A 24,967-nucleotide genomic window follows, 5' to 3' on the forward strand; every position below is an offset into this window, starting at 1 on the left:
TTTTACAACTTTTACATTCATATGCGTGTTCGTAGTATTGAACTTTCTTCATTTTTGCAGGGATAAATTCTGCTTCTTCTCGCACCATTGTACTGCCTATTTCAATCATTGGTCCCTGACAACAATCGCATTGCGTATTTTCTGGATGATGGTGAACTTCCTTTACCTCCACATCATCATTCAATGAATCATTTCGCTTTTTCTTTTGAATCTTGCGTACAACAGTATATAAAATCGTCTGTTGGCTTTGTTCTTCTGTGTGCTCAGATTCGCTAAAAGACGGGTCATCATCAAATAATGAACCTTGTCCATCGGGTACATTGTATTTCGATTTCTCCGTTTTTGATCCATATAATAGCTTAGTTAAATGGCGTACTTGGTCTGTTAACGCTTCAATCTGTTTTGATAAATCCCTGTTTTGTTGATTCGACTGTGCCAATTGCTCTTCAAGCACTCGAATCAATTTCTCGTATTGATTTTCATTCGTAGAAGAAGCGCTCGTCATACCCATTCACCACTTTTCGTTCATTCTCGTTCCTTTTATTATAACGAGATAGGACAGTGATATAAAGAAAAATAAATTTAAAAAATTCCCTTTTCCGATGGTTGAATGGCCTTTGGCTGCTGGATTGCTAAACCTTCAAGTAGCCAGCGAAGCTGCTTCTGTGAAAGATTGCGCACCGCTTGTTCATCTTTAGGCCATTGTAGTTTTCCATTATCCAAGCGTTTGTAAAGCATGGCAAAGCCATCACCATCAAAATAGAGACATTTATATCGGTCCTTCTTCCATCCAGCAAACAAGAAGATAGAATCGCCATATGGGTCAAGTTCGAAAGAATCTTGAATCAGTGTGGCCAATCCATCAATGCCTTTTCGCATGTCCGTTTTTCCACAAATAATATAGATATTTTTCACATCCGTATAATCATGTTTCACCAATGTTTCAACTCCCTCATGATTGTTTGGATGATATGCTCCTCTACACCGTTATAAAAGGAGACCTCAGCATTTGCCGTTTTGATCATGCAACTGCTAGAGGAACGTGTTGCTTTAGGAGTCGGTGAGGGAGTACTTATATTTTCGCGATGAAGTGTAACGGGGACAATCGTTAATTTCTCTTGCGGCATTAGAAAAGCACCTCCTTTTAAATTGATACTTGTATCATATCAGGAGGCGCTGCATGAAAATATGCGTTGTTTGAATTCGGGCTTACTTTTCAAAAGATAAGAAAGCATATAATTTTGGGTCTACCACAGTCATTCGCGCTGTGGTATTTTCGTTTTATGGAGACTAACATTTTACGACAAATTTTTTTCGATAAACACCAACATTGGGAAGCTTTTAAAAGAAAACACGGTGCTAAAATCCGTCCCATTGTAGTCAAGGAGGTCGAGAAATTTCGTGATTGTGGGGACATTAAAAAGGGATTTAAGCTTTTTGTGTGTGAAGGCTGTCATGATGTTCGAAAAGTTCCATATCGGTGTAAAGGTCGTTTCTGCACAACTTGTTCTGTTGGTGAAAGCGAAGAGTAGAGCCGTTTACTAAGTGAGGATGTTCTTCAAGTTAATCACCGTCATGTAATCTTTACGATTGATGAAGGATTAAGAGATGTGTTTCTTCTTCATCGACATTTATTAAAAGATTTAATGGACGAAGCTGCAAGACTACTAATTGATTTTTTTAAGAAGAAAGCCAAAGTAACTCCTGAAATTATTGCAGGATTACACACCTTTGGTTCTAAGATAAACTTCATATAAAGATAAAACTGATGGAAAAGAAAAAACTGAAACTGTAAGCGTGGAAGAATTTATTTCACGTTTAATTCGTCATATTCCTGATGAGCAATTTAAAACAATTCGTCATTATGGAATGTACTCAAGAAGATCAAAAAACTTGTGCAAAAAGATGTTGAGTACTTGGCAACAAAAGGTGAGAAAGTGGGTTGTCAAGGTGAAGAAAACCATACGTCGTCAGACGTGGCGTGAAAGAATAGTAGCAAGTGGTAAAAAAGATCCCCTCGTCTGTCCGAGGTGTGAGTGTTACTATGAATACAAGGGAGAGGTCTGCCTTGAAGATGGTAAGCTAGAGATAAAGGTAGCCTTGTGCCCAACGACAAGAGCTTATTTAGAAAGGGTGAATAACAATCTCACCAGCATCAAAAAACGCAAAAAAGGGAAGAAAAAGAAACCAATGTCTCAAATCCCCTCCAAATACCTGTTAAGCAAACAGAGCGTCAGCTTTGTTTGTTTAGCGTGTCATGAGAAGGAGGACATTCCGTTGAATGTGGTCAGCGACTTTGATTTAAGGGATGATGGAGATCCAACTACCCCGCCAATGTTTTCATGCGAGGAGTGTGGTGGACAGATGTACCCTGAATATTATAAAGGAGTACATGGTGTAGAGTACAAAATTTCGGATGTCCTCTAACCAAAAAAGGACCGGGCGGTTTTTGCCCGGTTTTTCTTATTCCATTTTTCATCGCAGGTTAACGGGCCGTAATACTCCATTTCAAGATTTCGAGTGAAGGAGTAAAGATAAGTGGGGGATAAACGCCGATGTCATCAAGATAATTTTCCAATAAATTAACAATTTATGATTTTATAGAATACCATTAAAGATTGATTAGCATGAAAAATATTGCTTATTTATCGTTCTTTTATCATTTCTAAGTTAAAATGGTAAAAAAACGCTTTTAGAAAGGCGGGGGAAAAATGTGTTTAATTCTCTTTGCTTATAAGTTGCATCCAACATATCCTCTCATTGTTGCTGCAAATCGTGATGAATTCTATCGACGACCAACGGCTCCTGCTAATTATTGGGACGATGAGCCGAGCATTATAGCAGGGCGTGATTTAGAAAAAATGGGTACATGGATGGGGATAACAACTTCAGCACGTTTTGCTGCGTTAACAAATTATCGAGATCCAAATGAAAACACCGTAGGAAAGCATACACGAGGAAATTTAGTCGCTGACTTTTTAAAAGGCAATGCCAATCCTGAAGAGTATCTACATACTGTTGCTGAAAGTAGAAACATGTATCCTGGTTATAATTTATTGGTCGGAGATGTCAAAGGACTGTTTTATTATTCAAATGTCAGTAATGAAGTTACAGCGATTCAGCCTGGAGTTTATGGGCTTAGCAACCATTTGTTAAATACGAATTGGCCCAAGGTTCAAATTGGAAAGAACGGACTCGACGAAATTGTGAAAGGGAATATACAAAATCACCTAAATGATGAAAAGATGATAGAGCAGCTATTTGAACTCTTGTTGAATGCTGAGTCTGCTTTAGACGAATTACTGCCTAAAACTGGCGTTAGCCTGGAAATGGAAAGAATTCTCTCGCCATTATTTATTAAAAGTGAAGGCTATGGCACGAGAAGTTCAACGGTTTTATTAATGGGGAGCGAGCATGTTCAATACGTAGAAAGAATCTATGATGCAGAAAAAGGAGAGGAACGGAGCTATTCATTTCCTTTGTGAGTTATCAAAGACCCCTTGCAGGAAAAAAAAAGAACAGCTGTTTCAGCTGTTCTTCCTAAGGGACAAGGAAAGAACTTGTCCTTTGCTTAAATCGTTTTTACTTGTCGAGATTGGATGGCTTCGGCATATTCGGCAGCAAGGTTTTTGATGATCGTTTGCACCGGTAAAATATCCTTTATTTCACCGACACGTGAACCTGCAAAAAGGAGTCCATTATCGATATCGCCATTCATCGTTGTAAATAAAGAATCAAGTGTACAAAATTTGTAAGAGCAATTTTTAAGGCAATTTTGACAGCTTTTAATTCGTAATTTATCTGTATTCAAGACCAAATCCGAAAAATGATTTGTAATCACTCTTCCTTCTAATCCGACAGTCGTCTTCAAGAGGAACGTTTCTTCTGTTTCAACGTATTTCTGTTTAAATACGAGCGGAGCATCGCACTCTTCACTTGCCACGAATCTTGTCCCCATTTGCACGCCCGCGGCTCCTAAATCCATTGCCTTCACAACATCTTCACCAGTCAAGATCCCACCAGCTGCCAAAACTGGGATGTTAACGGCTTCGACTACTTCCGGAAGAATGTCGAACACATTGCGGTCTGTTCCTAAATGACCTCCCGCGTCAACTCCTTCAACGACAACAGCAGCAGCACCGAGTCGTTCGGAGATTCTGGCAAGTTTTGCTGAGGACACAATTGAGAGGACAGGAATTCCTGCTTGTTTTCCCCACGCATACATATCTCTTGAAATTCCAGCACCAGAAATAATAAAATCTACCTTTTCTTCAAGTGCTGCTTTCATTTTATCTGCAAAGTCATTCATGGCAAACAATACATTTACGCCAATATAACCAGAATCTTTTACTTGTTTCTTAGCTTCCCTTATATGATTACGCATTTCGGAAACGGTAATCCCAGTTCCTGAAATAGTTCCTATTCCACCAGCATTAGCAACAGCAGAGGCAAGTTTACTTAGTGAGATTCCAACGCCCATTCCACCTTGCATGATCGGGAACTTTGGAACCATATGGCCAATTTTGAGTTGTGGAAAATTCATTTTTAACCCTCGTTTCTCGAAGTATAGATGGTTATCCTTTTGAATTGTAACATTCCTGAGTGAAAAAATATGTGACTTTTGTCACTAGGTAATAAAAGTTGCTATTATTAATTGGAGTTAAAATAAAAACGCGAGGGAAATTCCTCGCTAGTTAAAAGTCAAAGTTATCTGGGTCTGGCCCAGTCCGTTCGTTTTTATTTAATTGATCAATTTTTTTCATATCTTCCGCTAAAAGTTCAAAATTAAATACATTTGAATTTTCGATAAGTCGATGTTCTTTTACCGATTTCGGGATTGTTACCACTTCATGTTGCAAATCCCAACGAAGAATAATTTGCGCTGGTGTTTTCTTATATTTTTCTGCAAGTTCGACAATCGTCGGGTCATCTTGAAGTCTTCCTCTTTTTAATGGCGCCCACGCTTCTAGTTGGATGTTTTCTTGTTTGCAATAAGCAAGCAGTTCCTTTTGAGTTAAACTCGGGTGAAATTCGACTTGATTGACCATTGGTTTCACTTCAGCCGTTCGGATTAGATCTTTGAGATGGTGGATTTGAAAATTGCAAACACCAATCGCACGTATACGTCCGTCTCGATAAAGTTTTTCAAGTGCTTTCCATGTCTCTTTGTATTTCTGAGCAACAGGCCAATGAATGAGATAGAGATCAAGATAGTCAAGGCCGAGCTTTTTAATGCTCGTTTCGAATGCATGAATGGTTGCGTCATATCCCTGTTCTGTGTTCCAAACTTTTGTCGTAATGAACAACTCTTCCCTAGGAACCCCAGCTTCTTTGATGGCGATTCCTACTCCTTCTTCATTGTCATAGAAGGAAGCTGTGTCGATGCTTCTGTAGCCATGCTTAATAGCCGTTTTTACAGCATGGATCACTTCTTTCCCATCTTGAGCCTTGTAAACGCCAAGTCCAAGCCAAGGCATTTTAACTCCGTTATGTAATGTCGTTGTATCTTGAAGATTTTTTGGCATCTGAAAACCCTCCAATAAATGTATATAAATATATCTTCTCATATATTTATTGAAAGAAAAAGAAAGACAATGAAATCTCACAAATATGTTGGAAAGTTCACAAAATGGCTAGTCGATATGGATTGAGCTGAGTTAAGCAATATGGCTATTTAAAGAATGACTTGAATGAAAGCGCTTTTCTCGTTTGACAAACTTTTGTCTAAATATGTGACTAATAAATGAAAAGTTGAGTAAATACCCCCGTTTAATGGAAAAGCTTACTATAATGAGATTGTAATGAATAGGGAGGGAACAAAAGTGAATATTACAACCATTATTGAGCTGGAGAACAGGGAAGTAGAGAACTTGACGGGGGCAAAACTCGTTTTTACTCAGGAAAAGGTTGACCCAAATATTGTCGAGCTATGCGTGGATTGCTTCAAACAAGAAGGAAGTGATGAATGTATCGACACAGAAATTGCGATGCAGACCGTTTTTGAGAAGTTAAAAGCAAAAGGAGTTATTCCAGAGGAGGTTCAAGATTTTTCCTTTGAAATGCCCTCATGTGAAAGGTTAAAAACAGCTGAGTACAATGAAACATATAAGCCGCAAAAAGTCGTCTTGACTTATTCTACATAATAATAAATTTCCCGCCTTCAACGCTGTCCAAGTTAATTGAACAGCGTTTTTTTATTGTTTTCGATGATCCAATAAATTTAATATAGCGGGAACTGCTGCTTGCAAGTTAGGCGCTTTACGGTCAGCTGCTGTTTCTTCTTCTCCAATAAACACTGTTTTACAACCTGCCTTTTTTCCAGCTTCAATATCACGTTCATGATCTCCGACCATTACACTTTCTGGAAGCGATAACTCGTATCGGTTTGCGAGATCAATGAGCATTCCTGCATTTGGTTTTCTACACTCACAACCTGCTTTCGGTTTATGCGGGCAGTAAGCAAATTCTTTAATAACCCCACCATGCTCTTGAACTAATTGATTTAAATAAGTGTGGATCTTTTGTAAGTTTTTCTCCTTTAAAAAGCCTAGACCGACTCCACCTTGGTTTGTGACAACGAAAATGTCATACCCAGCTTTGCTAAGATCAGCAACTGCTTCTGCTGCTCCTTCGAGTAAATAAAGGTCTTTCGGCTCGTTTACGAACTTCACTCGCGAAGTTAATACTTCGTTCAAAACTCCATCACGATCAAGAAAAATGGCTTTCTTCAAGTTTATCCCCTCCCATATTCGTATGTTAAAGCAAATTCATTTTGTTTTGTTAGTGTTATTCAGAATTAGAAATAATATTTGTCTTGTAACTCCTCTATATAAAATGTAATGAAAATGCCCACTTTTTGAAAATAGTTTGCTTCGTGTTTAGGACAAATTTCAGGAGGGAAATGGTTACTACACAGGCGATAAGCCGTTTATATAAATTTAGGCGATTGTGACGCGGCAATCGCCTTTGCTTTTACATATTGTGTTTTTTAGTGGAAATAATAACCAACGAAAAAAAAGAGTAAAAAAATCTTTTCTTAAGCATACTTTTTATAAGGGGACATTCCCTGGTGGGTCATATGAACCACAATGGACTGCATATACTTTATGTCAAAAGGAGGACCAAGGATGTTTGGTTTTTTATGGTCATTAATAATTGGTGGAATCATCGGGTGGTTAGCCGGAATGATTTTAGGTAAAGATGTACCTGGAGGTGTATTTGGCAATATTATTGCAGGTTTTATCGGTGCCTGGCTAGGGCATGCGTTTTTCGGAACATGGGGACCAGTTGTTGCTAATTTCGCGATTATTCCTGCGTTGATTGGCGCGATTGCACTTGTATTTATTGCGAGCTTTGTGATGAGAAGTATGAGAAAATCGACAGACTAAATATTTTCAGGAAATATCCCCATAAATGGTAATAAAAAATAAAATCCTTCCATAGTGGGAGGATTTTATTTTTTTAATAAGAGGAAGGGTCAATATTTTTAAATATAGCCGGTCTGTCAATAAACGGAGCATAACAGCTTATGAACTCTTCTGTGAATGGGTGAGTAAACTCTAATTTAATCGCATGGAGTGCTTGACGTGAATAGATGTTGCTCCCGCCATATAGTGAATCTCCTACTAAAGGATGACCGATATCACTAAAATGAACCCTAATTTGATGTGTTCGCCCTGTATCGAGATGACATTGAATTAATGTGTTATTTTCGTTCCTGTCGGATTTTAACACTTTAAAATGGGTAATCGCTGTTTGGCCTGTAGGCGAAACACGACGACGTACAGGGTGATGTCTGTCGCTTCCAATCGGTTTGTTAATCGTTCCATGCTTCTTATGAAGGAGCCCTTCGACAATCGCTAAATATGTCCGTTTTATTTCTCGCTTTTCTAACATTCTGTCCAGCATTGCTCCTGCTAAAGCCGTTTTAGCAAACAAAACAGCACCAGTAGTGTCACGGTCGAGTCTATGAATGTGCCGAGGCTTTAATTTTATGCCATTTGCTTGAAGGTGAAAGGCAACTGCATTTGCTAGTGTGTTTGTGTCTGTTGGCTCATTAGGATGGGTATCCATGCCCGCTGGTTTGTTTAAAACGAGAAGATGTTCATCTTCATACAAAATCTCAATATCGTGGTAAGTAGGGATTACCCCGTACGCTTCAGGTGTGAACAATTCGATTTGGAGTTTCACTCCAGAAATTAACTTCTTATGCCAATCGGGTAGTGCTCCATTTAGTAAAACTTTTTTTTCCATTTTAAATTGATGAAGCATTTTTTTAGGTACTTTCCAACTTGTTCTTAATAAATCATCAAGGGTAAAGGTTGTCCACTTTTCTGGTATGATGATTTCGAACCAATTCCCTTTTTGCACTGTTTTCACTTTATCTTTCCCTTCGATTAAATTCGCTGTCTTTAAGCAGTGTTTCTTCCTATACAAATGACAGAAATAAATCACTTTGTCAACCTTTACTCGATTCCCCTCATGGTCATAATTACCACATTTTTTCCTGTTTATCTATGTTATTCTTAATGTATCTGAGTAGAGAAAAAGTGTAGTAAAAGGTGGGTTCATCATTGAAAATTGTTTTTGCATCAACACCAGATCAAATGGAGAAAGTAGAGGAGCTTGCTCAATATTTTTATTCAGAGGTTTTACCACTGTATTTTTCTGATGAAGACATTCTCGAGTTTGAAAAACATAAGGTCTTACACACAACAAAAGACCAGTACGAAAATTTCAATACATTGGGCGAAGCTTTTCGAGTGATTACAAGTCTCCAAACGATTATTTCTATATTAGAATCACACTCCCTTTTAGAGGACTATGATGAAATTTTTCAAAAAAACGCGAAAACATTAAAAGACTTTGGTCTTTACTTTCCATTTGAATTCCAGCAATTTTTAAAGGTTCGTCAAGAAAATGTTGACAACTATATCAGCGTTTATTCGAAAGCTGCAAATAGCTATCTTGTGTAAAATCAACACCTGTATATTTTGGTACAGGTGTTGATTTTTTTATAGATGGAATTCTTGTATTGTCTAAAAATGGACTCGAAATATGTCATGAAGTCTAGGTTGGTTATAGTTGAGAATGTCTTTATAATGGTAGTAGTACATTTTATGATGGAGGAGAATGAATGAACTGGAAAAATAAAGTGGATGCTTGGAGTCGTTATAACGGACTAGATGAGGAATTAAAGCAAGAATTGGCAGCTTTGAAAAGAGATGAGAAAAAATTAGAGGATGCCTTTTATAAGGAGTTAGAATTTGGAACAGGGGGAATGCGAGGGGAAATTGGTCCGGGAACAAACCGGATGAACCTCTATACAATTAGGAAGGCAACATGGGGATTAGCACAATATATTGCTGATCATGGTGAGGAAGCGAAAAAACGCGGTGTCGTCATCGCCTATGACTCCAGACATAAATCTCCTGAATTTGCTATGGAGGCAGCGAAAACATTAGCGACAAACGGAATTCATACATATGTGTTTGAAGAACTGCGACCAACTCCGCTGTTGAGCTTCGCTGTTCGGCATCTTCATGCCTTTGCAGGAATTGTCATCACAGCTAGTCATAACCCACCTGAGTATAATGGCTATAAAGTTTATGGTCCTGATGGTGGCCAATTGCCACCGGAGCGTGCGGACCTTGTCGTTGCGAAGGTGAATGAAATAAAGGATGAGTTGACGCTAGATGTGTTAGATGAACAAGAGTTAAAAGATAAAGGACTCATTCAAATGATTGGTGAGGAAGTTGATCATGCTTACCTTGGGAAATTGTTGACGATTTCTGAAAATCCGCAGCTTGCTGATGAAACAGATGTAAATATTGTCTTCACACCGCTTCATGGGACGGCAAATCTTCCTGTTCGCCATGGTCTACTTGCAATGAAATATAAGAATATCACCGTTGTAAAAGAGCAGGAGCTTCCCGATCCTCAGTTTTCGACTGTAAAAAGTCCAAACCCTGAAGAGGGTGCAGCATTCGAGTTAGCCATTAGGGATGGCAAAAAAACAAATGCGGATATTTTGATTGCTACAGACCCTGATGCCGATCGACTTGGAATTGCAGTAAAAGATGAGGAGGGCGACTATAAGCTTCTCACTGGAAATCAGACAGGTGCACTACTGCTTCATTATATTTTAACTCAGAAAAAAGCAAAAGGTGTTCTACCTGCCAATGGGGTTGTTTTAAAAACAATTGTTACATCCGAATTAGGCAGAGCGATTGCCGCATCTTTTGATATAAATACGATTGATGTATTAACTGGTTTTAAATTTATCGCTGAAAAAGTGCAAGGCTATGAACAAACAGGGGAGTATCAATTTTTATTTGGCTATGAGGAAAGCTATGGGTACTTAATCGGTGATTTTGCCCGCGATAAGGATGCCGTTCAAGCGGCCGTTTTAGCTGTTGAAGTTTGTGCGTATTATAAAAAGAGAGGCATGTCTCTGTATGAGGCTATGTTAAGCATTTATAAAGAATACGGCTATTACCAAGAAGGATTGCGTTCGTTAACTCTTAAAGGAAAAGAAGGTTCGGAATTGATCGAAAAAACACTATCTGTTTTTCGTGAGTTTGGCGTAACAATGATTGGTGATTTAAAAGTGACCGTAGTTGAGGATTATTTAATTGGGAATAGACAAACAGCTGATGGAATTCAAGAGACAATTGATTTCCCGAAGTCAAATGTGCTGAAATATATTCTCGAAGATGGTTCATGGGTGTGTGCCCGTCCATCTGGTACAGAGCCAAAGATTAAATTTTATTTTGGAGTAAATGGCGATAGCCTTGCATCAAGCAAAGAAAAGCTCCAGACGCTAGAAAGGAACTTCATGGAAGTTGTTGAAAAGCATATGGAAGTGGCGAAACAAAAAGAATAAAAATAAGGAGGAACCGAAATGGGACAATCTCATTTCGGTTTTATCCAATTTTTGTTCGTTCTAGCCATTTACTCTACGTTTTTACCCATTTACTCTACGAAACGAACAAGTTACTCTACGGATTCACCCATTTACTCTACGGTTTCGCACGTTTACTCTACAAAATCACAACTTTACTCTACAAAAGACATATTTTACCATTGTTATTGTTGAAGTACTACGTTTTATTGGTAACACGGCACTATGAAAGTGCCGTGTTATATTGGTGGAATTCATCAGATAAAGGTAAGGTTCGTTTACATGATTGGTACGGCTGTATCAGAATCGATAGGTTGCATCTCAACGGTCACTTCATTCGCATGGTCGATGTATCGTAGCAAAGAATATAAATGTTTCTCAATGACTGAGTAGTCGCTTTCAAAGTTATATGCATGAAGAAAATGCTCAATCTTCTTTGCTAAAAAATGATCCTCTGTTCGTACCATTAAAATGAGCAGGTTATCCCATTCTGACCGGTGTGTATAGTAAAGCGCGCGGTCATAGTCCGCTTTTTTCATTAAACATTCCTCCTTACGAGGAGTTGAATTTATTATATGTACTTTATAAAAAAAACTTCGGAGAAAAACTTGGACTTGCTCATATTACAAGCTTTTCAATATCTTCCTGTATAAAAGAATAGACGGATTGCTGAAGATGATTTGAAAGCTCGCTCATCTTTTGCCTTTTATATACATACATATGTATATAAGTAAAGAAAGGGGGAGAGATGGGTGTCTGAGGATAAAGAACTGAATTATGCCATCGCTGAAATTACCGAGGTTGCCCGGGGATTTGGCTTAGATTTCTATCCGATGCGCTATGAAATTTGCCCTGCTGATATTATTTATACATTTGGAGCTTATGGAATGCCCACAAGGTATTCACATTGGAGTTTTGGAAAGCAATACCACAAAATGAAGCTTCATTACGATTTAGGGTTATCAAAAATTTATGAGCTAGTCATTAATTCGGACCCTTGTTATGCGTTTTTACTCGATTCAAACTCATTAATCCAGAACAAATTAATTGTTGCCCATGTTCTTGCGCATTGTGATTTCTTTAAAAATAATGTCCGTTTTCAAAACACAAAGCGTGATATGGTTGAAAGTATGGCGGCAACGGCCGAGAGGATTAGACAATATGAGATTGAACACGGAAAACGTGAAGTAGAGACATTCCTAGATGCTGTTTTAGCGATTGAAGAGCATATTGACCCATCGCTTATGAGACCGAAACTAAATTGGACGATGGATGATGTATACGAGGAAGAAGAAACAGATAAGGAAAGTGAATTTGATGATCTTTGGAATTTAGATAAACCGAAAACTGGGGTAGAAAAGAAAAAGAAGAAGAAGAAAAACTTCCCGCCTCAACCAGAAAAGGATTTGTTGCTTTTTATTGAATCATACAGTCGTGAGTTGGCAGACTGGCAGCGAGATATTTTGACGATGATGCGTGAGGAAATGCTTTACTTTTGGCCGCAGCTTGAGACAAAGATCATGAATGAGGGCTGGGCGTCATATTGGCATCAACGAATTATACGTGAACTCGATTTAACTACAGGTGAGGCCATTGAATTTGCAAAATTAAATGCAGGGGTTGTTCAGCCTTCCAAAACTGGGATTAATCCATATTATCTTGGGCTGAAAATATTTGAAGACATTGAGGAAAGATATAATAATCCAACAGAAAAAATGAAAGCTAGGGGCGCCCAGCCAGGTTCTGGACGAGAAAAAATCTTTGAAGTGCGGGAAATTGAATCAGATATTTCCTTTTTGCGCAATTATTTAACGAAAGAACTTGTCATGCGAGAAGATATGTATTTGTTCCAGAAACAAGGGAAGGAATATAAGATTGTTGATAAACAATGGGAAGAAGTTCGTGACCAATTAGTCGGTATGAGAGTAAACGGTGGGTTCCCATATTTAATGGTGGTTGATGGTGATTATCAGAAAAACGGAGAATTGCATATTAAACACAGCTACGAAGGCATTGAACTGGATATTAAGTACTTAGAAAAGGTGATGCCATACATTCACCAGTTGTGGGGACGTAAAGTCCATATTGAAACGATTGTAGAAGATCGTGTCATGCTCTTTACATTTGATGGAAAGGGAATTCATCGGAAGTATATATAATCTGGAAAAGCAGTGAATCAAAAGGGTTCACTGTTTTTTTATGAAATCAGGGAAAGCTACGATTACTTGTCTCATCAAAAGACGAGTCATTTTTCGTGTTTAAACAAGGAATTGGTGTTATAATCTCCAAGTAAATAAATGAATATGGAAAGGGAAGGGAATATGCATATTACAGATGATGCACGTGAAGTGATTAAGCAAGTAATTGAAGAAAAAAATGCGCCAGGAATTCGTGTCTTTTTCTCTGGCTATGGCTGAGGAGGGCCACAAGTTGGTCTAGCTCTGGATGAGCCGGAAGCAAAAGATAAAGTAATGGTAATTAATCAAATTCAAGTTGCGATTGATGCAGACATTAATGACTATACTGAAGGATTGACACTGGATTATGATAAACAACAAAACGGCCTAGTCTTACTAGGAAATCAAAGTGATTGTTGTTAAAAATGGAAGCAGCAGCCATTGGCTGCTGCTTTGCTTATGGATATGCTTGTCGGGGCTGCCCATGTCGCCTCCGCTTTTCGTTTGTCTAGCTGCGGCTCCTAGGGACTCGAGTCATAAGCCACTCCCTTTCAGAAGGTAAAGAACACCTTCTTACAGGGCGTTTCTTATGCTTGTCGTCCCTGTGCAGTCGCCTCCGCTTTTCATTTTACCTCGCGTCTGGGAAGATTCTGCGAATGGTTTCGGCGAAATCATGGATAAAGGAATCTGTATGTTCGCCATATTTAATCGCTTGTTCATACGATTGCATTCGTTGGTAAAATTCGGGGTTGCCTGATATAAAAACAGAATCTGCCTGTTCAACATTTGCTTGCACGACGTGAGTAATCTTTTTTCGCAACTCTTCTGAGATTGAATCGGTATTTATTTGTAATTGTAAAGCAACATAGGCATTGTTATCTGTTTCAAGAATAATCGCATCTAAGATGCCATCCATAAGAGCGACTTGATCAGCTGTAATTTCCTCAAGGGTTATCTTCGTTTGACTATTAATAATTTGTTCATATCTTTCTTGATTCATTTGAATCCGCTGTTCATCGCGGAGATTGCTCGTATTATCCCCATTGATTTCAACACCATTTGTTGAATCAAATGAGTTATTCTCCCCAATCGTGTCTCGTCCGGTGAAATCCATCGTCTTAGGGTTCAGTTCTTCATCGGAACTAACTGAACATCCCGCTAGATGAAAGGCAAGAGCAAGGCATGCCCATTGTAATAAACGCTTCTTTTGCAATCAAATCAGTCCTTTTTCCGGCATTTTCATGGATAGGATTCCAAAAATTGTAGAAAACTATACAAGTATGAATGCAAAAGGAATGTTCGTCTCAGTGTTTCGACCGTTCTTTCGGTTTATGAGGACTAATTATACCATCATAATTTGTAATATATAAATCAAATTCTGGTGCTTCTTTAAGATAATGACCTTTTACAAGCAGAAAATAGTTTACGCGTCGAAGCGGGTCATAAGCTAAGACAGGAAATTGTTTATGATCCTTTACATAGAGGTCTACGGCTTGTTGAACTTGATCAAGTACAGGCGGAATCTGTTTATCTTTCTCCTCAAAAATATCATACGTCTCTTTTGACATATAAAATGGTTCAGAAGGAATTCCTTGAAGGATCGGAGCTAATTGCTTAAAATCAATTTCATGATTTTCTTTCACAAGAATGGTTCGCGAAACTCCTTCAGGAAGGTTGAGGGAAAACTGGCGAACTGCCTGCATCACCTCTTCAAGTGTGACCTCAATACTCGTCCATTCGCTTGTTTTCCTGTCTTCACCTTTGTTTGAGGGATTTCGTTTTTGAATAAAGAAATAGAGTGTAAAACAAATACCTATAAAAATAAAAATGAAAATAAACGAAACACCATTAAAATTTTCCATTTTCTCCGCCCCTTTGAGATGTCATCGCCAATTACATTATATATAATATGCCAACCTTTTCCTATGTTCTTCTTTAAGAAAAAGGGAATATTCATAATTTTTGGGAAAAACGAAGACGAAATGTGAATAAATTTTAACTATTGGTTATTTACAACATGATATGGCTAATTTTCCTCGAATTGTAACATACACAACTATATAACGGTGTTAAAATAAATTAAAACTAACATGTGGGGAGTACAAACAATGGATAAAAAATTGGATCAACTATTGGAAACACTAGATGATATAAAGAAAATGATTGGCGGGCTAGAGAATAAAGTTGAAGGATTGGAAAATCGGCTAAATGGATTAGGGAAGGTTGACAGTATTGAACATCGCGTTACTTCTAACCAAATTGATATTACAGATATAAAAGAGGCGCTAGAGCGGATGGAGGAACTTCAAACAAAAAAAGTTGAAAATATTCTCCATGAAGTAGTTGAAAACTTAAATAAAAAGAATTCCCGAGAGTTCAATACGATTCATAAGAGGCTAGATTCCCATTTGTTAAAACTAGGCAAAGTAGAAGAAGATATACTAATGATAAAAGAAGATTAATTTAATCGAAATTACAAACATCAAGCCTGCCTAACCAGGCTTTTTTTAATGTTAAAAAAGTTTGATACAAGCCTATAACGGGGTATTATATCCAATGAAGAGGAAATATAAAAATGTTCAATCTACGAACAAGTTATCGCAAGCACTGGATAAGAAAAAACGCCAAATTCCCTAAAAAGGTTTCTTTGGCGTTTTTGTATGATTAGGATACTGCTCCCGTTTTCGTAATTGAATATGCTTTTTCTGACGAATCAAACTCAATTGATTGCTCACTTGGTTTATCCTCTTGTTCTTGCTCTTGTTTGGTTACTTCGATGTATTTAATATGGTGATCATCCATGTCAAGAACCTTAAATGCATACTCTCCAAATTGGATGAGTTCCCCTTGTTTCAAGTCGAATTTTTCCGTCATCATCCAGCCGCCAATTGTATCAAAATCACCTTCTTGAATCTCGATAGCAAGCAGGTCATTTAACTCAGAAACGAGCAATTTTGCGTCAATGATAAACTGATTGTCGTTTACCTGTTGAACCATTGGGACTTCATCCATATCAAATTCATCGCGAATTTCACCAACAATTTCTTCAAGGATGTCTTCAACTGTAACTATTCCTGACGTTCCGCCATACTCATCCATCAGAATTGCCATATGGATGCGATCTTTTTGCATTTTGACCAATAAATCGTCAACAGGAATTGTATCAATGACACGGATAATCGGACGACAATAATCTGCCAACGTTTGTTTTCGGGCTGCGGGGTTTGCGATAAAATCCGTCAACACTTCTTTAATGTTCACTAAACCAATAATATGGTCTTTATCTCCATCAATGACTGGGAAACGTGTAAACTTTTCTTCTTTTACAATATCTAAAAATTCTTCAATCGTTTGCTCTTTTGCCATTGAAATAATTTCGGTCCGTGGAACCATAATTTCTTTAGCGATTCGGTTGTCAAACTCAAAAATTTTATTTACATACTTAAACTCTGATTGGTTTATCTCGCCACTTTTTAAGCTTTCAGTAAGCATGATGCGGAGCTCTTCTTCAGAGTGGGCCATGTCATGTCCTGAGACAGGTTTTAGCCCGAGTGAACGAGTGAGAATCTGAGCGGAACCTTTTAATCCCCAAATAAATGGATACGTGATTCGATAGAACCAAATAAGTGGAGTGGCGATAAAAAGGACAGCCCATTCGGCTTTCTGAACAGCGATTGTTTTCGGGGCAAGCTCACCGGCAACAATATGCACAAACGCGATGATTATGAAAGCAGCCCCAATAGACAGGGCATAGCTTGCGTTTTCTAGAGCTGGTAAATAAAAAAAGACAGGCTCAAGCATTCTCGCGACCGTTGTTTCCCCTAGCCAACCAATTGCCAATGTAGCAACGGTAATCCCTAGCTGACATGCTAATAAATATTCATCGGGATTGGAGATTACTCGCTTTGCCGCAACTGCACTTTTTTTCCCTTCTTCAATAAGCTGATCAATTCTGGAACTCCTCACTTTCACAATCGCAAATTCTGAGACTACAAAAAATGCCGTAAAAGCAATTAAAATGGCTATCCAAACCAAGTTAAATATGTCCAAATAGAACCCTTATCCTGTAGAGTTTACAGGTAAGGAGTCACCTCCCAATAAACGAAAAATTAAAGCTTGCTTATGCACGCGCTAATTATGTTTTTTAAAATGTCTAGTTTCATAACTTTAAAACTTCATATCCCTCATTGCCTAACAGATGAAAAACCTTCGGCAAAGAGGGGGAAATGCACCCTGTTAAATCCAATCAAATTCCGAAGTTTTAGCTGTTAGAACAACGATACGATAGAATCCCCCATCATATCACCTCAGCTTATTTTGATTATCTTTAATTATATCATAAACTCGATGTTTTCGGTTAGCTATAATATTGTATGTGCGCTAGGCATAATGTATGAAGTTTTGGAAGAAGATTGTCTGGAAATTTTTATCACCTAGTAGAATTTTCCCTTCTTTTCATCCTCCATTCATTTGCGAGCATGCTATAAATCACTAAATCATGATATTTGCCATATAGGTTTTCACCTTGGCGAATCACTCCTTCTCTTGTAAAGCCAAGGCGTTCTGGAATGGACCGACTTCTGTGATTGCCAATTCCACAGCGAATTTCGACTCGATTCAGTCCTAATTCAAAAAACACATAGTTCAAGACAGTTGAAACGGCACGTGTCATGATTCCATTTCCTTGAGCTCCTTGAGCTAGAAAGTAGCCTATATTTGTTTGTGAATTGGACCAATCGATTTGGTTCAAGCCAATTGTTCCGACAAGTTGACCATTGTAACGGATACCTGCATTGAAGCCTTTATTTTCGGCAAATTGCTGTAGCCATACAGGAATAATTGAATGGTAGGCTACAGGGGAAGTAATGCTGTCGACCCATGGCAGCCATTCGCGTAAATAGAGACGATTTGTGTTCACAAGCCAGTATAGTTCATTTGCATGGTGAAGCTGAAATAATTGCAATTCAATCTCACGGTCGACCTTCAAGCTAAACATCAGGAAAAGACCTCCATCGAAAAAAATTTAATCCTTACAGCAGTGTATGAAAAAGGGGGAAAAAGAAAACCCGTACCTCTGTTGGTCACGGGAGTGGCATGAGAGTATTTATTTCGCTAAAGGCAATAAAATCATAAATTCTGTCCGGTCCTGAATGGAAGAACAAGCAAGGAAGCCCTTATGTTTTTCAATGATTTCCCTGGAAACAAATAATCCTAAACCAGTACCTAGCTTTTTCGTCGTGACAAATGGTTCAAAAATCGAATTAAGCATATTTTCTGGAATTGCTGGACCATTATTGGCAATTTCAAGTTTTAGATGAGATTGATTGACTCTCCGTGCATTAATTTCAATTCTTGGGTCTTCACGGTATTGACTAAGTACATCGACCGCATTAAAAATAATATTGATGAGCACCTGTCGGATTTCATCCGCATACCCGACCATTTGCATCTCCTCAGGTGTTTCTTGAACCACCTTTACTTTTGCATCAAGGATGCTAGGGTAAAGAAAGGTTAACACTTCGTTGAGCATTTGATTAACAGAGAATTGCGTTTTCTCTTTTCCGATAAGCTCCTTTTTTGATAGGAGTAAAAATTGAGAAATACGGAAATTCAGTTGTTCTAACTCATTTTTTATAATATCCAAATATTCCATATCGGGATAATCTGCCTTTAAAAGCTGAATGAATCCCTGTACAGAAGTTAATGGATTTCGAAATTCATGAATAAAACTTGAAGTCATTTGCCCTAAAAGTGTCAATCGATCTTTATGGGTTGAGTTTATAAATTCTGTTTTTTCCTCAATGATTTTATCTTTATGTTCTGAATAATAGGAGACGGCATAGTAGAGAAAACGATCAAAACAGTAGTTAATCCGATTAATCGACTCTTGAAGTTGTGTCCATTCAAGTTTTAGTTTTGCGAAGTTGGCATAAATAATTGAACGGCCAATATTCACATTGTATACGAAATCACCAATATTACTTTCCGATTTTACTCGTTCTTCCCCAATTTCAATGGCTAGTTTTTTAATTGCAGGCTCGATGTCTTCCTTTGATTTGGAAATAAGTTGAATCATTAATTCGAAAAAATGTTTAGGACAATCCGTATAATACTCATTATTATATCCTTTTTTAGGAAGGATAATTTTGCTATGCCACTCAGTAATTATCGCATCTTTTTCTGTTTCAAGAAAATCGGACAATTTTTTCAAGGTAACTACCTGCATTCTTTTTTCTCTCCCTCACTTTACCTAATAGGTCTTTAAATAAATTCTTTTTAAACAAAGAAAACCCTTTGTCGAATATTGGGAGAAATTGCGGAATCTCAAATATCCTTTTGAAAAATGAATAATTAGGCAAAACCTCCTACGGGGAAAACGGTTCAATATGTATCGTTGCACTTTGAACATTGCATTCCTTTTCAAGTCTGCTCTCAATCTTTTCGGTAATTTCATGGCTTTCGACCACATTTAAATCTCGGTTTACTCGAATGGTTGCTTCGACTAGCACTTGATTTCCGTGCATTCTGGCTTTTAAGTCGGTAACTTCATAAACTCCATAAGTGGTTTGCACTGTTTCGTTTATTTTTTCTAATGTATGGACATCAAAACCATCTGTAAGAGTATGAGACGCATCGAAAAAGATCGACCACGCGGTTTTACATATAATAATTCCGACAATGATTGCGGCAATTGTATCGATAAGCGGAAGGCCGAATTGTGCTCCAATGATTCCAATAAATGCTCCGATGCTGACAAGTGCGTCTGACCGATTGTCATGGGCGAGCGCTTGAATGCTCGAACTATTAATTTTCCTTCCTAAATATAAATTGTAACGATACATCCCATACATGATGGCTGCACAGGCGATAGCTACCCAAGCTGTAATTAAATCTGGAGTTTCACCTTTGCCAGAAAAGATCGAACGGATTCCCCCGATGATGACCTGAATGCCGACCGCGACCATAATAAATGAAGCGATTAATGAGGCAATCGATTCTGCACGGTAATGTCCATATAAATGATTATGATCTGGTGGTTTTTGAGAGATTTTTAATCCGATTAACACGGCCACGGAGGCGATAATATCTGTTGTATTGTTCAACCCATCTGCTTGAAGACCTTCGGAGTTCCAAATGGTCCCTACAGTGAGCTTGACACAAGCGAGAATGAGATACGCTATAATACTCAGCCATGCCCCTTTTTCTCCTTTTTTGATTTCATCCCTTCTATCCATAAAAATTCCTCCAACAAATTGTTTGCATTATAAATCTAGCAGGTTAAGGTTTGGTGGGTCTATAGCAACATTGTGTGATAAAGGAAGCAGTTTTGTGTTAATGAAATTCTTTTGAGGACAGCTATATTTCGGATGGTAAAAAAACACTTAGATTTCCACTTCGCTAATGATAAGTTTGATTCGTTTTCCTGCTAGGCAAGTATTTTTGTCGGATCAGTGGATTTTCCTTTTGATTCCCTTTTCCTTCGGTTTTAGGTGACGTTTATCACACGTATAATCGTTTATTTTTTGATTAAATAAAGATAATCATTCTCAATAAGAGCAGTTTATTCCGTTCTAAAAAAACAGGGAGAAGGTGGTAGCTGTGCTCGAAAAACTCAAACCAGGTGAAAAAGGACGAATCAAAAATCTTTCTGGTGTTGATCGTCTTGTTCAGCGCAGACTTTTAGATTTCGGCATTTCCGAAGGTGTTGAAATCTGTGTGAAATGCTTAATGCCGTTTGGAGGCCCGATGATGGTCGAATCTTGTGGCCAGTGCATTGCCATTCGACGGAAAGAAGCATTGAGAATTGAAGTGGAGCGAATTTAAATGGAAATTGCATTAGTTGGAAATCCGAACACAGGGAAAACTTCGTTATTTAACCATTTAACCGGTTCTTACGAATATGTTGGCAACTGGAGTGGTGTTACAGTTGAAAAGAAAGTGGGCGTATTTAAAGGGAAGGATGCTCGCTTAATTGATTTGCCTGGTGTGTATACATTGAATCCCATCTCTAAGGATGAAGGGGTAGTTACAAATTTCTTTTTACAAGAATCATTTGATACGCTGTTAAATATTTTAGATGCTTCACAATTAAAAAGAAATTTACATTTAACGATTCAGCTTCATGAATACGGCGCCCCAATGGTCATCGGTTTAAATATGATTGACGTTGCGAAGATGCGCGGAATTGACATCGATGTCGAAAAGCTCTCCGCTTTGCTCGAGACCCCAATCGCTCCTGTTGTAGCAAGAACAGGGAAGGGGTGTGATTATTTAGCTGAAATGGTTACGGAAGATGTGCAACTAAAAAGTCAATCGCCTCTCGTTGACTATGGGGAAGTAATTGAGGGAGCGATCCAGAGACTCACACAGCGTCTTAGTGGAAAAACGAACAAGCCGGTAAGATGGCTTGGGTTACAGCTATTCGAAGGGAATCCCTATATTCACTCTTATTTGCAAGGGATTATTGATGAGCGAGAAATTTTGACGTTCATCCAATCTGTTCGATCGGAATTGAAAAATTCTGGCGTGGCTGATTCATTAGAGCAATACATTTATAAAAAAAGAAATGAAAAAATCGAAAAAATAATCGCCACTGTCACCTCAAACCGACATGCTAAAAAAGCTCCTCTTTCTGAACGAATTGATCGAATTGTAACGAATAAATTCCTCGGTATTCCGGTATTTTTGCTTTTATTATACTTTATGTTCATGCTGACATTTGATTGGTTAGGGTTTCCACTGTCAGATGCCCTTGAGGACTTTATTTCAGGGCCGCTAACGGCATCGATTGCAGCATTTTTGTCGGCGGTAGGCGTTTCTGAGTTTATCCGCGCGCTCATCCTCGAAGGAATTGTCGCAGGGGTTGGCGGTGTGCTCGTATTTGTCCCACAAATCTTCATTTTATTTTTCTTTATTTCTCTACTTGAAGACTCAGGATATATGGCGCGAGTGGCGATGGTGATGGATCGGCTGATGGAATGGATTGGTTTGAATGGGAAGGCATTTATCCCAATGATGATTGGTTTTGGGTGTAATGTACCTGGAATCATGGCGGCGAGAACGATTGAAACACCGAAGGAGCGGTTGCTAACCGTTCTATTGACCCCAATGATGTCCTGTTCGGCTCGCCTTCCTGTTTACGCGCTTTTTGTCGGAATGTTTTTTCTCCAATACAAAGCAGTAGTTGTGCTTAGTCTCTATGTTTTAGGAATCCTGATTGCGTTCATTCTCGCGAAACTGTTTTCTAAGACGATTTTTAAAGGAGAAACGTCTTTATTCGTTATCGAGCTTCCCCCATATCGTTTGCCACATATCCGTTCTTTATGGCGGAGCACATGGGATAAAGGGAAGGGGTTTATTAAAAAAGCAGGAACATTTATCTTTGCCGGTTCTGTCGTTATTTGGTTGCTTTCTTATGCAGGACCAGGTGGAGCCGATGTCAATATGGATGATAGCTTCCTTGCAATCATAGGCGGTGTGTTAGCACCAATATTTGAACCACTAGGCTTCGGAACATGGCAGGCGGGCGCTTCTTTACTCACTGGTTTCCTCGCAAAAGAGGCGATCATTTCCACGATGAACATCATTTATTTTGTTCCAGATGAGGCATCATTACAAGGATTGTTAGCAACTGCATATACTCCGTTAGCTGCATATAGCTTTATGGTCTTTATTCTTCTTTATATCCCATGTCTTGCTACCGTAGCGACGATATATAAAGAAACACAATCGAAAAAATGGACGGGCTTTTCAATGAGCTATGCATTCATAATAGCTTATCTACTTGCACTTATCATCTATCAGGGTGGGAAGTTGATTGGATTATCCTAGGAAGGGGACTGAAAATAAATGTTAGCTAATATTGTCATTGGTGGAGCAATTTTTGGGTATGCGGGCTGGGCACTTTACCGCTTTATTAACAAGTCAAGGAAGGGAAAATGTACAGCTTGCGCGGTTGAAAGTTTTTGTGATTCTAAACCGTGTAATCCACAAGAAGGAAAAGGATGAAACATGAGCGGTAAAAATGGGAGGACATAGCTGCCTCCCATTTTTTTGCGGAGAAAATGAAATAGGTCTGTAGCTCTGAGAACATCGGTCATTTACATACAGCTAACCTTATAATCATAGGTTAAATGAGAAATGAGTCTGATGATTTTAGCGCAGGGGAGTACTTTTGGTAGGTAATGGTTGCCTCGTTTGCGAATAATTGGGCAAATTTTAGTGCATCTGCTTCTACATTCATTCCTTCAATTAAAAGTTTAATCTCTGTCTGCGGCTCCACTGTTAACAAGAATGAAACTAGTTTAGATAGGGAAGAAGCATCAATGACCTTATGTTTATGAAGCAAATAGACAGAGCTATTTACTGATTTGATTTCCTGATGAATTTCGAGCATTTTTTGAAAAGAAAAGCGCTTTTGGACCAGGATTGTTGAAGAGATCATCTCATTCATTTTACTGTAGCTCCTTTAAGTTTCATTATGTTGTTTTTACCCACTGTTTTTACGATTAAAACTGGGAAAATAGTCTTAAACTGTTCTTTTTAAGAATAATAATAAAAGCTGAATCCCATCCTTATGATGTAGGACTAGAAGGAAGGAGCCGCCGACCATGCTTACACTTATTAAAAATGGGGAAGTGTATGCCCCTAACTATTTAGGTAAAAAAGATCTGCTGCTTGTTGATGGGAAAATTGGCTATATTGAGGAAAAAATTAGCAAGCCGAGAGGATTTGTTGACATTAAGGTAATTGATGCGACGAACAAGCTTGTCGTACCCGGTTTTATTGATTCGCATGTCCATATCATTGGTGGCGGTGGCGAAGGAAGTTATAAAACGCGAACGCCTGAACTCCAATTATCGGAAGCGACAACGGCAGGAGTGACAACGATTGTCGGGGTGATTGGCACTGACGGCACAACAAGAACGATGGCCGCGTTGCTAGCAAAAGCGCGGGGGCTCGAAGAGGAAGGGATTACCTGCTTTGTTCATACTGGTTCCTATCAAGTGCCAGTTAAAACGTTAACAGGAAAGATCGAAGACGACTTAATTTTAATTGATAAAATTATTGGCGTTGGCGAAATTGCGATTGCTGACCATCGCTCGTCACAGCCTACGTGGGAGGAAATGGCGAAGATCGCTTCAGCCGCTCGAATTGGCGGGATGTTGTCAGGAAAAGCCGGAATCGTCAACATCCATGTCGGTGACAGCAAAGATCATTTGAACGTGATTGAAGAAGTTGCTTTTAAGACGGAAATCCCGATTACCCAATTTTATCCTACACATATCAATCGAAACGCAGATTTATTTGAAGCAGGCTTGAAGTTTGCGAAAAAAGGCGGGTATATTGATTTTACAACGAGTACGATTCCTAAATTTATAAAAGAAGGAGAAGTGAAGTGCAGCGTTGGTTTGCGCAGGATGCTAGACAACGATGTTGACATTCCGAAAATTACTTTTACATCAGATGCACAGGCAAGTTTGCCTGATTTTGATTCCTCTGGGGAACTACAAGGCATAAAAGTCGGTAAAATTTCCTCGCTTTTTAAAGCAGTCCGAGAAAGCATCCTTGAGGAGGATGTACCAATTGAACAAGCGTTGAAAGTAATTACAGAAAACCCAGCGGAAATTTTAAAATTGACCGAAAAAGGCGTGATCAAGTGTGGGAAGGATGCTGATCTCGTTCTTTTAGATAAGAAAAATTTAGAAATTGATACAGTGTTTGCAAGAGGAAAGGTGATGGTCGAAAAGAAAGAAATCCTCGTGAAAGGGACATTTGAGTAAGGGCTAATAAACGTCACACTATTTCACTGTATTGTCACAAAATCGTAAATTATCCGCCAATTTTGTTCAAGTAAATATGGTATTTTTATACTATAAGTTGAATG

The 24,967-nt window shown here is 38.5% G+C and carries 26 protein-coding genes and 1 pseudogene; 12 read left to right on the forward strand and 15 right to left on the reverse strand.

The genetic code is table 11. The features are described 5' to 3' along the window. The 3 genes from GNT69_RS17625 to GNT69_RS17635 form a co-directional block, all read right to left on the reverse strand. Nucleotides 1-505, reverse strand: a 505-nt coding sequence (locus GNT69_RS17625; protein WP_203556307.1) for an IS66 family transposase zinc-finger binding domain-containing protein, incomplete at its 3' end; no start/stop codon positions are given. Nucleotides 506-582: 77 nt separating this feature from the next. Beyond that, on the reverse strand, nucleotides 583-936 hold the full coding sequence (tnpB, locus tag GNT69_RS17630) for an IS66 family insertion sequence element accessory protein TnpB (RefSeq protein WP_343206528.1): 354 nt from the start codon (nucleotides 934-936) through the stop codon (nucleotides 583-585). Beyond that, entirely contained in the window at nucleotides 933-1,127 is a 195-nt protein-coding gene (locus GNT69_RS17635) for a hypothetical protein (RefSeq protein WP_203556309.1), read from the reverse strand. Before GNT69_RS17635 ends, tnpB begins: the two co-directional genes overlap by 4 nt. A gap of 156 nt (nucleotides 1,128-1,283) precedes the next feature. Here GNT69_RS17635 and GNT69_RS26260 point away from each other — a divergent pair. Together GNT69_RS26260 and GNT69_RS17645 are read left to right on the forward strand one after the other, a co-directional pair. Continuing rightward, a pseudogene (locus GNT69_RS26260) lies at nucleotides 1,284-2,211 on the forward strand (transposase zinc-binding domain-containing protein); the annotation flags it as partial. Between the two features lie 500 nt (nucleotides 2,212-2,711). Then, the gene (locus GNT69_RS17645) at nucleotides 2,712-3,485 is read left to right on the forward strand and encodes an NRDE family protein (protein ID WP_203556310.1); all 774 of its coding nucleotides are present in this window, start codon (nucleotides 2,712-2,714) and stop codon (nucleotides 3,483-3,485) included. Nucleotides 3,486-3,571: 86 nt separating this feature from the next. Here GNT69_RS17645 and GNT69_RS17650 read toward each other — a convergent pair whose 3' ends face one another. Next, nucleotides 3,572-4,543: an NAD(P)H-dependent flavin oxidoreductase gene (locus GNT69_RS17650; protein WP_203556311.1), complete on the reverse strand. Its 972-nt coding sequence runs from the start codon at nucleotides 4,541-4,543 to the stop codon at nucleotides 3,572-3,574. 151 nt (nucleotides 4,544-4,694) lie between these two features. Beyond that, entirely contained in the window at nucleotides 4,695-5,525 is an 831-nt protein-coding gene (locus GNT69_RS17655) for an aldo/keto reductase (protein ID WP_203556312.1), read from the reverse strand. 297 nt (nucleotides 5,526-5,822) lie between these two features. Here GNT69_RS17655 and GNT69_RS17660 point away from each other — a divergent pair, with 297 nt between their 5' ends. Further along, a complete protein-coding gene (locus GNT69_RS17660) occupies nucleotides 5,823-6,143 on the forward strand; it encodes a hypothetical protein (RefSeq protein WP_203556313.1) in 321 nt (106 codons plus the stop codon). A 51-nt stretch (nucleotides 6,144-6,194) separates the two neighbouring features. On the opposite strand, the gene GNT69_RS17665 is transcribed toward GNT69_RS17660, so the two are convergent. Then, entirely contained in the window at nucleotides 6,195-6,731 is a 537-nt protein-coding gene (locus GNT69_RS17665; protein ID WP_203556314.1) for a D-glycero-alpha-D-manno-heptose-1,7-bisphosphate 7-phosphatase, read from the reverse strand. Nucleotides 6,732-7,127: 396 nt separating this feature from the next. On the opposite strand from GNT69_RS17665, the gene GNT69_RS17670 reads away from it, so the two are divergent. Next, the gene (locus GNT69_RS17670) at nucleotides 7,128-7,388 is read left to right on the forward strand and encodes a GlsB/YeaQ/YmgE family stress response membrane protein (protein WP_203556315.1); all 261 of its coding nucleotides are present in this window, start codon (nucleotides 7,128-7,130) and stop codon (nucleotides 7,386-7,388) included. A gap of 73 nt (nucleotides 7,389-7,461) precedes the next feature. Here the strand turns inward: GNT69_RS17670 and GNT69_RS17675 are convergent, their stop codons facing one another. Beyond that, the gene (locus GNT69_RS17675; RefSeq protein WP_203556316.1) at nucleotides 7,462-8,379 is read right to left on the reverse strand and encodes an RluA family pseudouridine synthase; all 918 of its coding nucleotides are present in this window, start codon (nucleotides 8,377-8,379) and stop codon (nucleotides 7,462-7,464) included. A gap of 194 nt (nucleotides 8,380-8,573) precedes the next feature. On the opposite strand from GNT69_RS17675, the gene GNT69_RS17680 reads away from it, so the two are divergent. Then, nucleotides 8,574-8,975: a YhcU family protein gene (locus GNT69_RS17680; protein ID WP_203556317.1), complete on the forward strand. Its 402-nt coding sequence runs from the start codon at nucleotides 8,574-8,576 to the stop codon at nucleotides 8,973-8,975. A gap of 161 nt (nucleotides 8,976-9,136) precedes the next feature. Then, nucleotides 9,137-10,885, forward strand: coding sequence for a phospho-sugar mutase (locus GNT69_RS17685; RefSeq protein ID WP_203556318.1), 1,749 nt, complete (start codon nucleotides 9,137-9,139; stop codon nucleotides 10,883-10,885). Between the two features lie 296 nt (nucleotides 10,886-11,181). Here GNT69_RS17685 and GNT69_RS17690 read toward each other — a convergent pair whose 3' ends face one another. After that, nucleotides 11,182-11,442, reverse strand: a complete 261-nt coding sequence (locus GNT69_RS17690; RefSeq protein WP_203556319.1) for a YhdB family protein — start codon at nucleotides 11,440-11,442, stop codon at nucleotides 11,182-11,184. A 213-nt stretch (nucleotides 11,443-11,655) separates the two neighbouring features. Between GNT69_RS17690 and GNT69_RS17695 the strand changes: the two genes are divergently transcribed. Next, the gene (locus GNT69_RS17695; protein ID WP_203556320.1) at nucleotides 11,656-13,062 is read left to right on the forward strand and encodes a SpoVR family protein; all 1,407 of its coding nucleotides are present in this window, start codon (nucleotides 11,656-11,658) and stop codon (nucleotides 13,060-13,062) included. 646 nt (nucleotides 13,063-13,708) lie between these two features. Here GNT69_RS17695 and GNT69_RS17705 read toward each other — a convergent pair. Both GNT69_RS17705 and GNT69_RS17710 read right to left on the reverse strand, forming a co-directional pair. After that, complete coding sequence (locus GNT69_RS17705) at nucleotides 13,709-14,293, reverse strand: YhcN/YlaJ family sporulation lipoprotein (RefSeq protein WP_203556321.1); 585 nt, start codon at nucleotides 14,291-14,293, stop codon at nucleotides 13,709-13,711. Between the two features lie 91 nt (nucleotides 14,294-14,384). Beyond that, the gene (locus tag GNT69_RS17710; protein WP_203556322.1) at nucleotides 14,385-14,942 is read right to left on the reverse strand and encodes a DUF3939 domain-containing protein; all 558 of its coding nucleotides are present in this window, start codon (nucleotides 14,940-14,942) and stop codon (nucleotides 14,385-14,387) included. Nucleotides 14,943-15,188: 246 nt separating this feature from the next. Here GNT69_RS17710 and GNT69_RS17715 point away from each other — a divergent pair, with 246 nt between their 5' ends. Further along, nucleotides 15,189-15,542, forward strand: a complete 354-nt coding sequence (locus GNT69_RS17715) for a hypothetical protein (protein ID WP_239094320.1) — start codon at nucleotides 15,189-15,191, stop codon at nucleotides 15,540-15,542. Nucleotides 15,543-15,744: 202 nt separating this feature from the next. Here GNT69_RS17715 and GNT69_RS17720 read toward each other — a convergent pair whose 3' ends face one another. The 4 genes from GNT69_RS17720 to GNT69_RS17735 form a co-directional block, all read right to left on the reverse strand. Then, nucleotides 15,745-17,130 (reverse strand): hemolysin family protein, encoded by a 1,386-nt coding sequence (locus GNT69_RS17720; protein ID WP_203556323.1) that lies wholly within the window; start codon nucleotides 17,128-17,130, stop codon nucleotides 15,745-15,747. Between the two features lie 379 nt (nucleotides 17,131-17,509). Then, nucleotides 17,510-18,076, reverse strand: coding sequence for a GNAT family N-acetyltransferase (locus tag GNT69_RS17725; RefSeq protein ID WP_203556324.1), 567 nt, complete (start codon nucleotides 18,074-18,076; stop codon nucleotides 17,510-17,512). Nucleotides 18,077-18,184: 108 nt separating this feature from the next. Beyond that, nucleotides 18,185-19,306: a histidine kinase N-terminal domain-containing protein gene (locus tag GNT69_RS17730; protein WP_203556325.1), complete on the reverse strand. Its 1,122-nt coding sequence runs from the start codon at nucleotides 19,304-19,306 to the stop codon at nucleotides 18,185-18,187. A 139-nt stretch (nucleotides 19,307-19,445) separates the two neighbouring features. Then, complete coding sequence (locus tag GNT69_RS17735) at nucleotides 19,446-20,315, reverse strand: cation diffusion facilitator family transporter (protein WP_203556326.1); 870 nt, start codon at nucleotides 20,313-20,315, stop codon at nucleotides 19,446-19,448. A 364-nt stretch (nucleotides 20,316-20,679) separates the two neighbouring features. On the opposite strand from GNT69_RS17735, the gene GNT69_RS17740 reads away from it, so the two are divergent. Genes GNT69_RS17740 through GNT69_RS17750 form a run of 3 tightly spaced genes read left to right on the forward strand, consistent with a single transcriptional unit; the run spans nucleotide 20,680 to nucleotide 23,088 of the window. Then, nucleotides 20,680-20,904, forward strand: coding sequence for a FeoA domain-containing protein (locus GNT69_RS17740; RefSeq protein ID WP_203556327.1), 225 nt, complete (start codon nucleotides 20,680-20,682; stop codon nucleotides 20,902-20,904). After that, nucleotides 20,905-22,911 carry a ferrous iron transport protein B gene (feoB, locus tag GNT69_RS17745; protein ID WP_203556328.1) on the forward strand — a complete coding sequence of 669 codons (2,007 nt, stop codon included), beginning with the start codon at nucleotides 20,905-20,907 and terminating at the stop codon, nucleotides 22,909-22,911. An 18-nt stretch (nucleotides 22,912-22,929) separates the two neighbouring features. After that, a complete protein-coding gene (locus GNT69_RS17750; RefSeq protein ID WP_203556329.1) occupies nucleotides 22,930-23,088 on the forward strand; it encodes a FeoB-associated Cys-rich membrane protein in 159 nt (52 codons plus the stop codon). A gap of 121 nt (nucleotides 23,089-23,209) precedes the next feature. On the opposite strand, the gene GNT69_RS17755 is transcribed toward GNT69_RS17750, so the two are convergent. After that, the gene (locus GNT69_RS17755; protein WP_203556330.1) at nucleotides 23,210-23,533 is read right to left on the reverse strand and encodes an HPr family phosphocarrier protein; all 324 of its coding nucleotides are present in this window, start codon (nucleotides 23,531-23,533) and stop codon (nucleotides 23,210-23,212) included. 157 nt (nucleotides 23,534-23,690) lie between these two features. Here GNT69_RS17755 and iadA point away from each other — a divergent pair, with 157 nt between their 5' ends. Further along, nucleotides 23,691-24,863 (forward strand): beta-aspartyl-peptidase, encoded by a 1,173-nt coding sequence (gene iadA, locus GNT69_RS17760; protein ID WP_203556331.1) that lies wholly within the window; start codon nucleotides 23,691-23,693, stop codon nucleotides 24,861-24,863. Nucleotides 24,864-24,967: the final 104 nt, after the last annotated feature.

Origin of the sequence: Bacillus sp. B15-48, assembly GCF_016879755.1 — a bacterium.
GTDB lineage: Bacteria > Bacillota > Bacilli > Bacillales > Cytobacillaceae > Mesobacillus_B.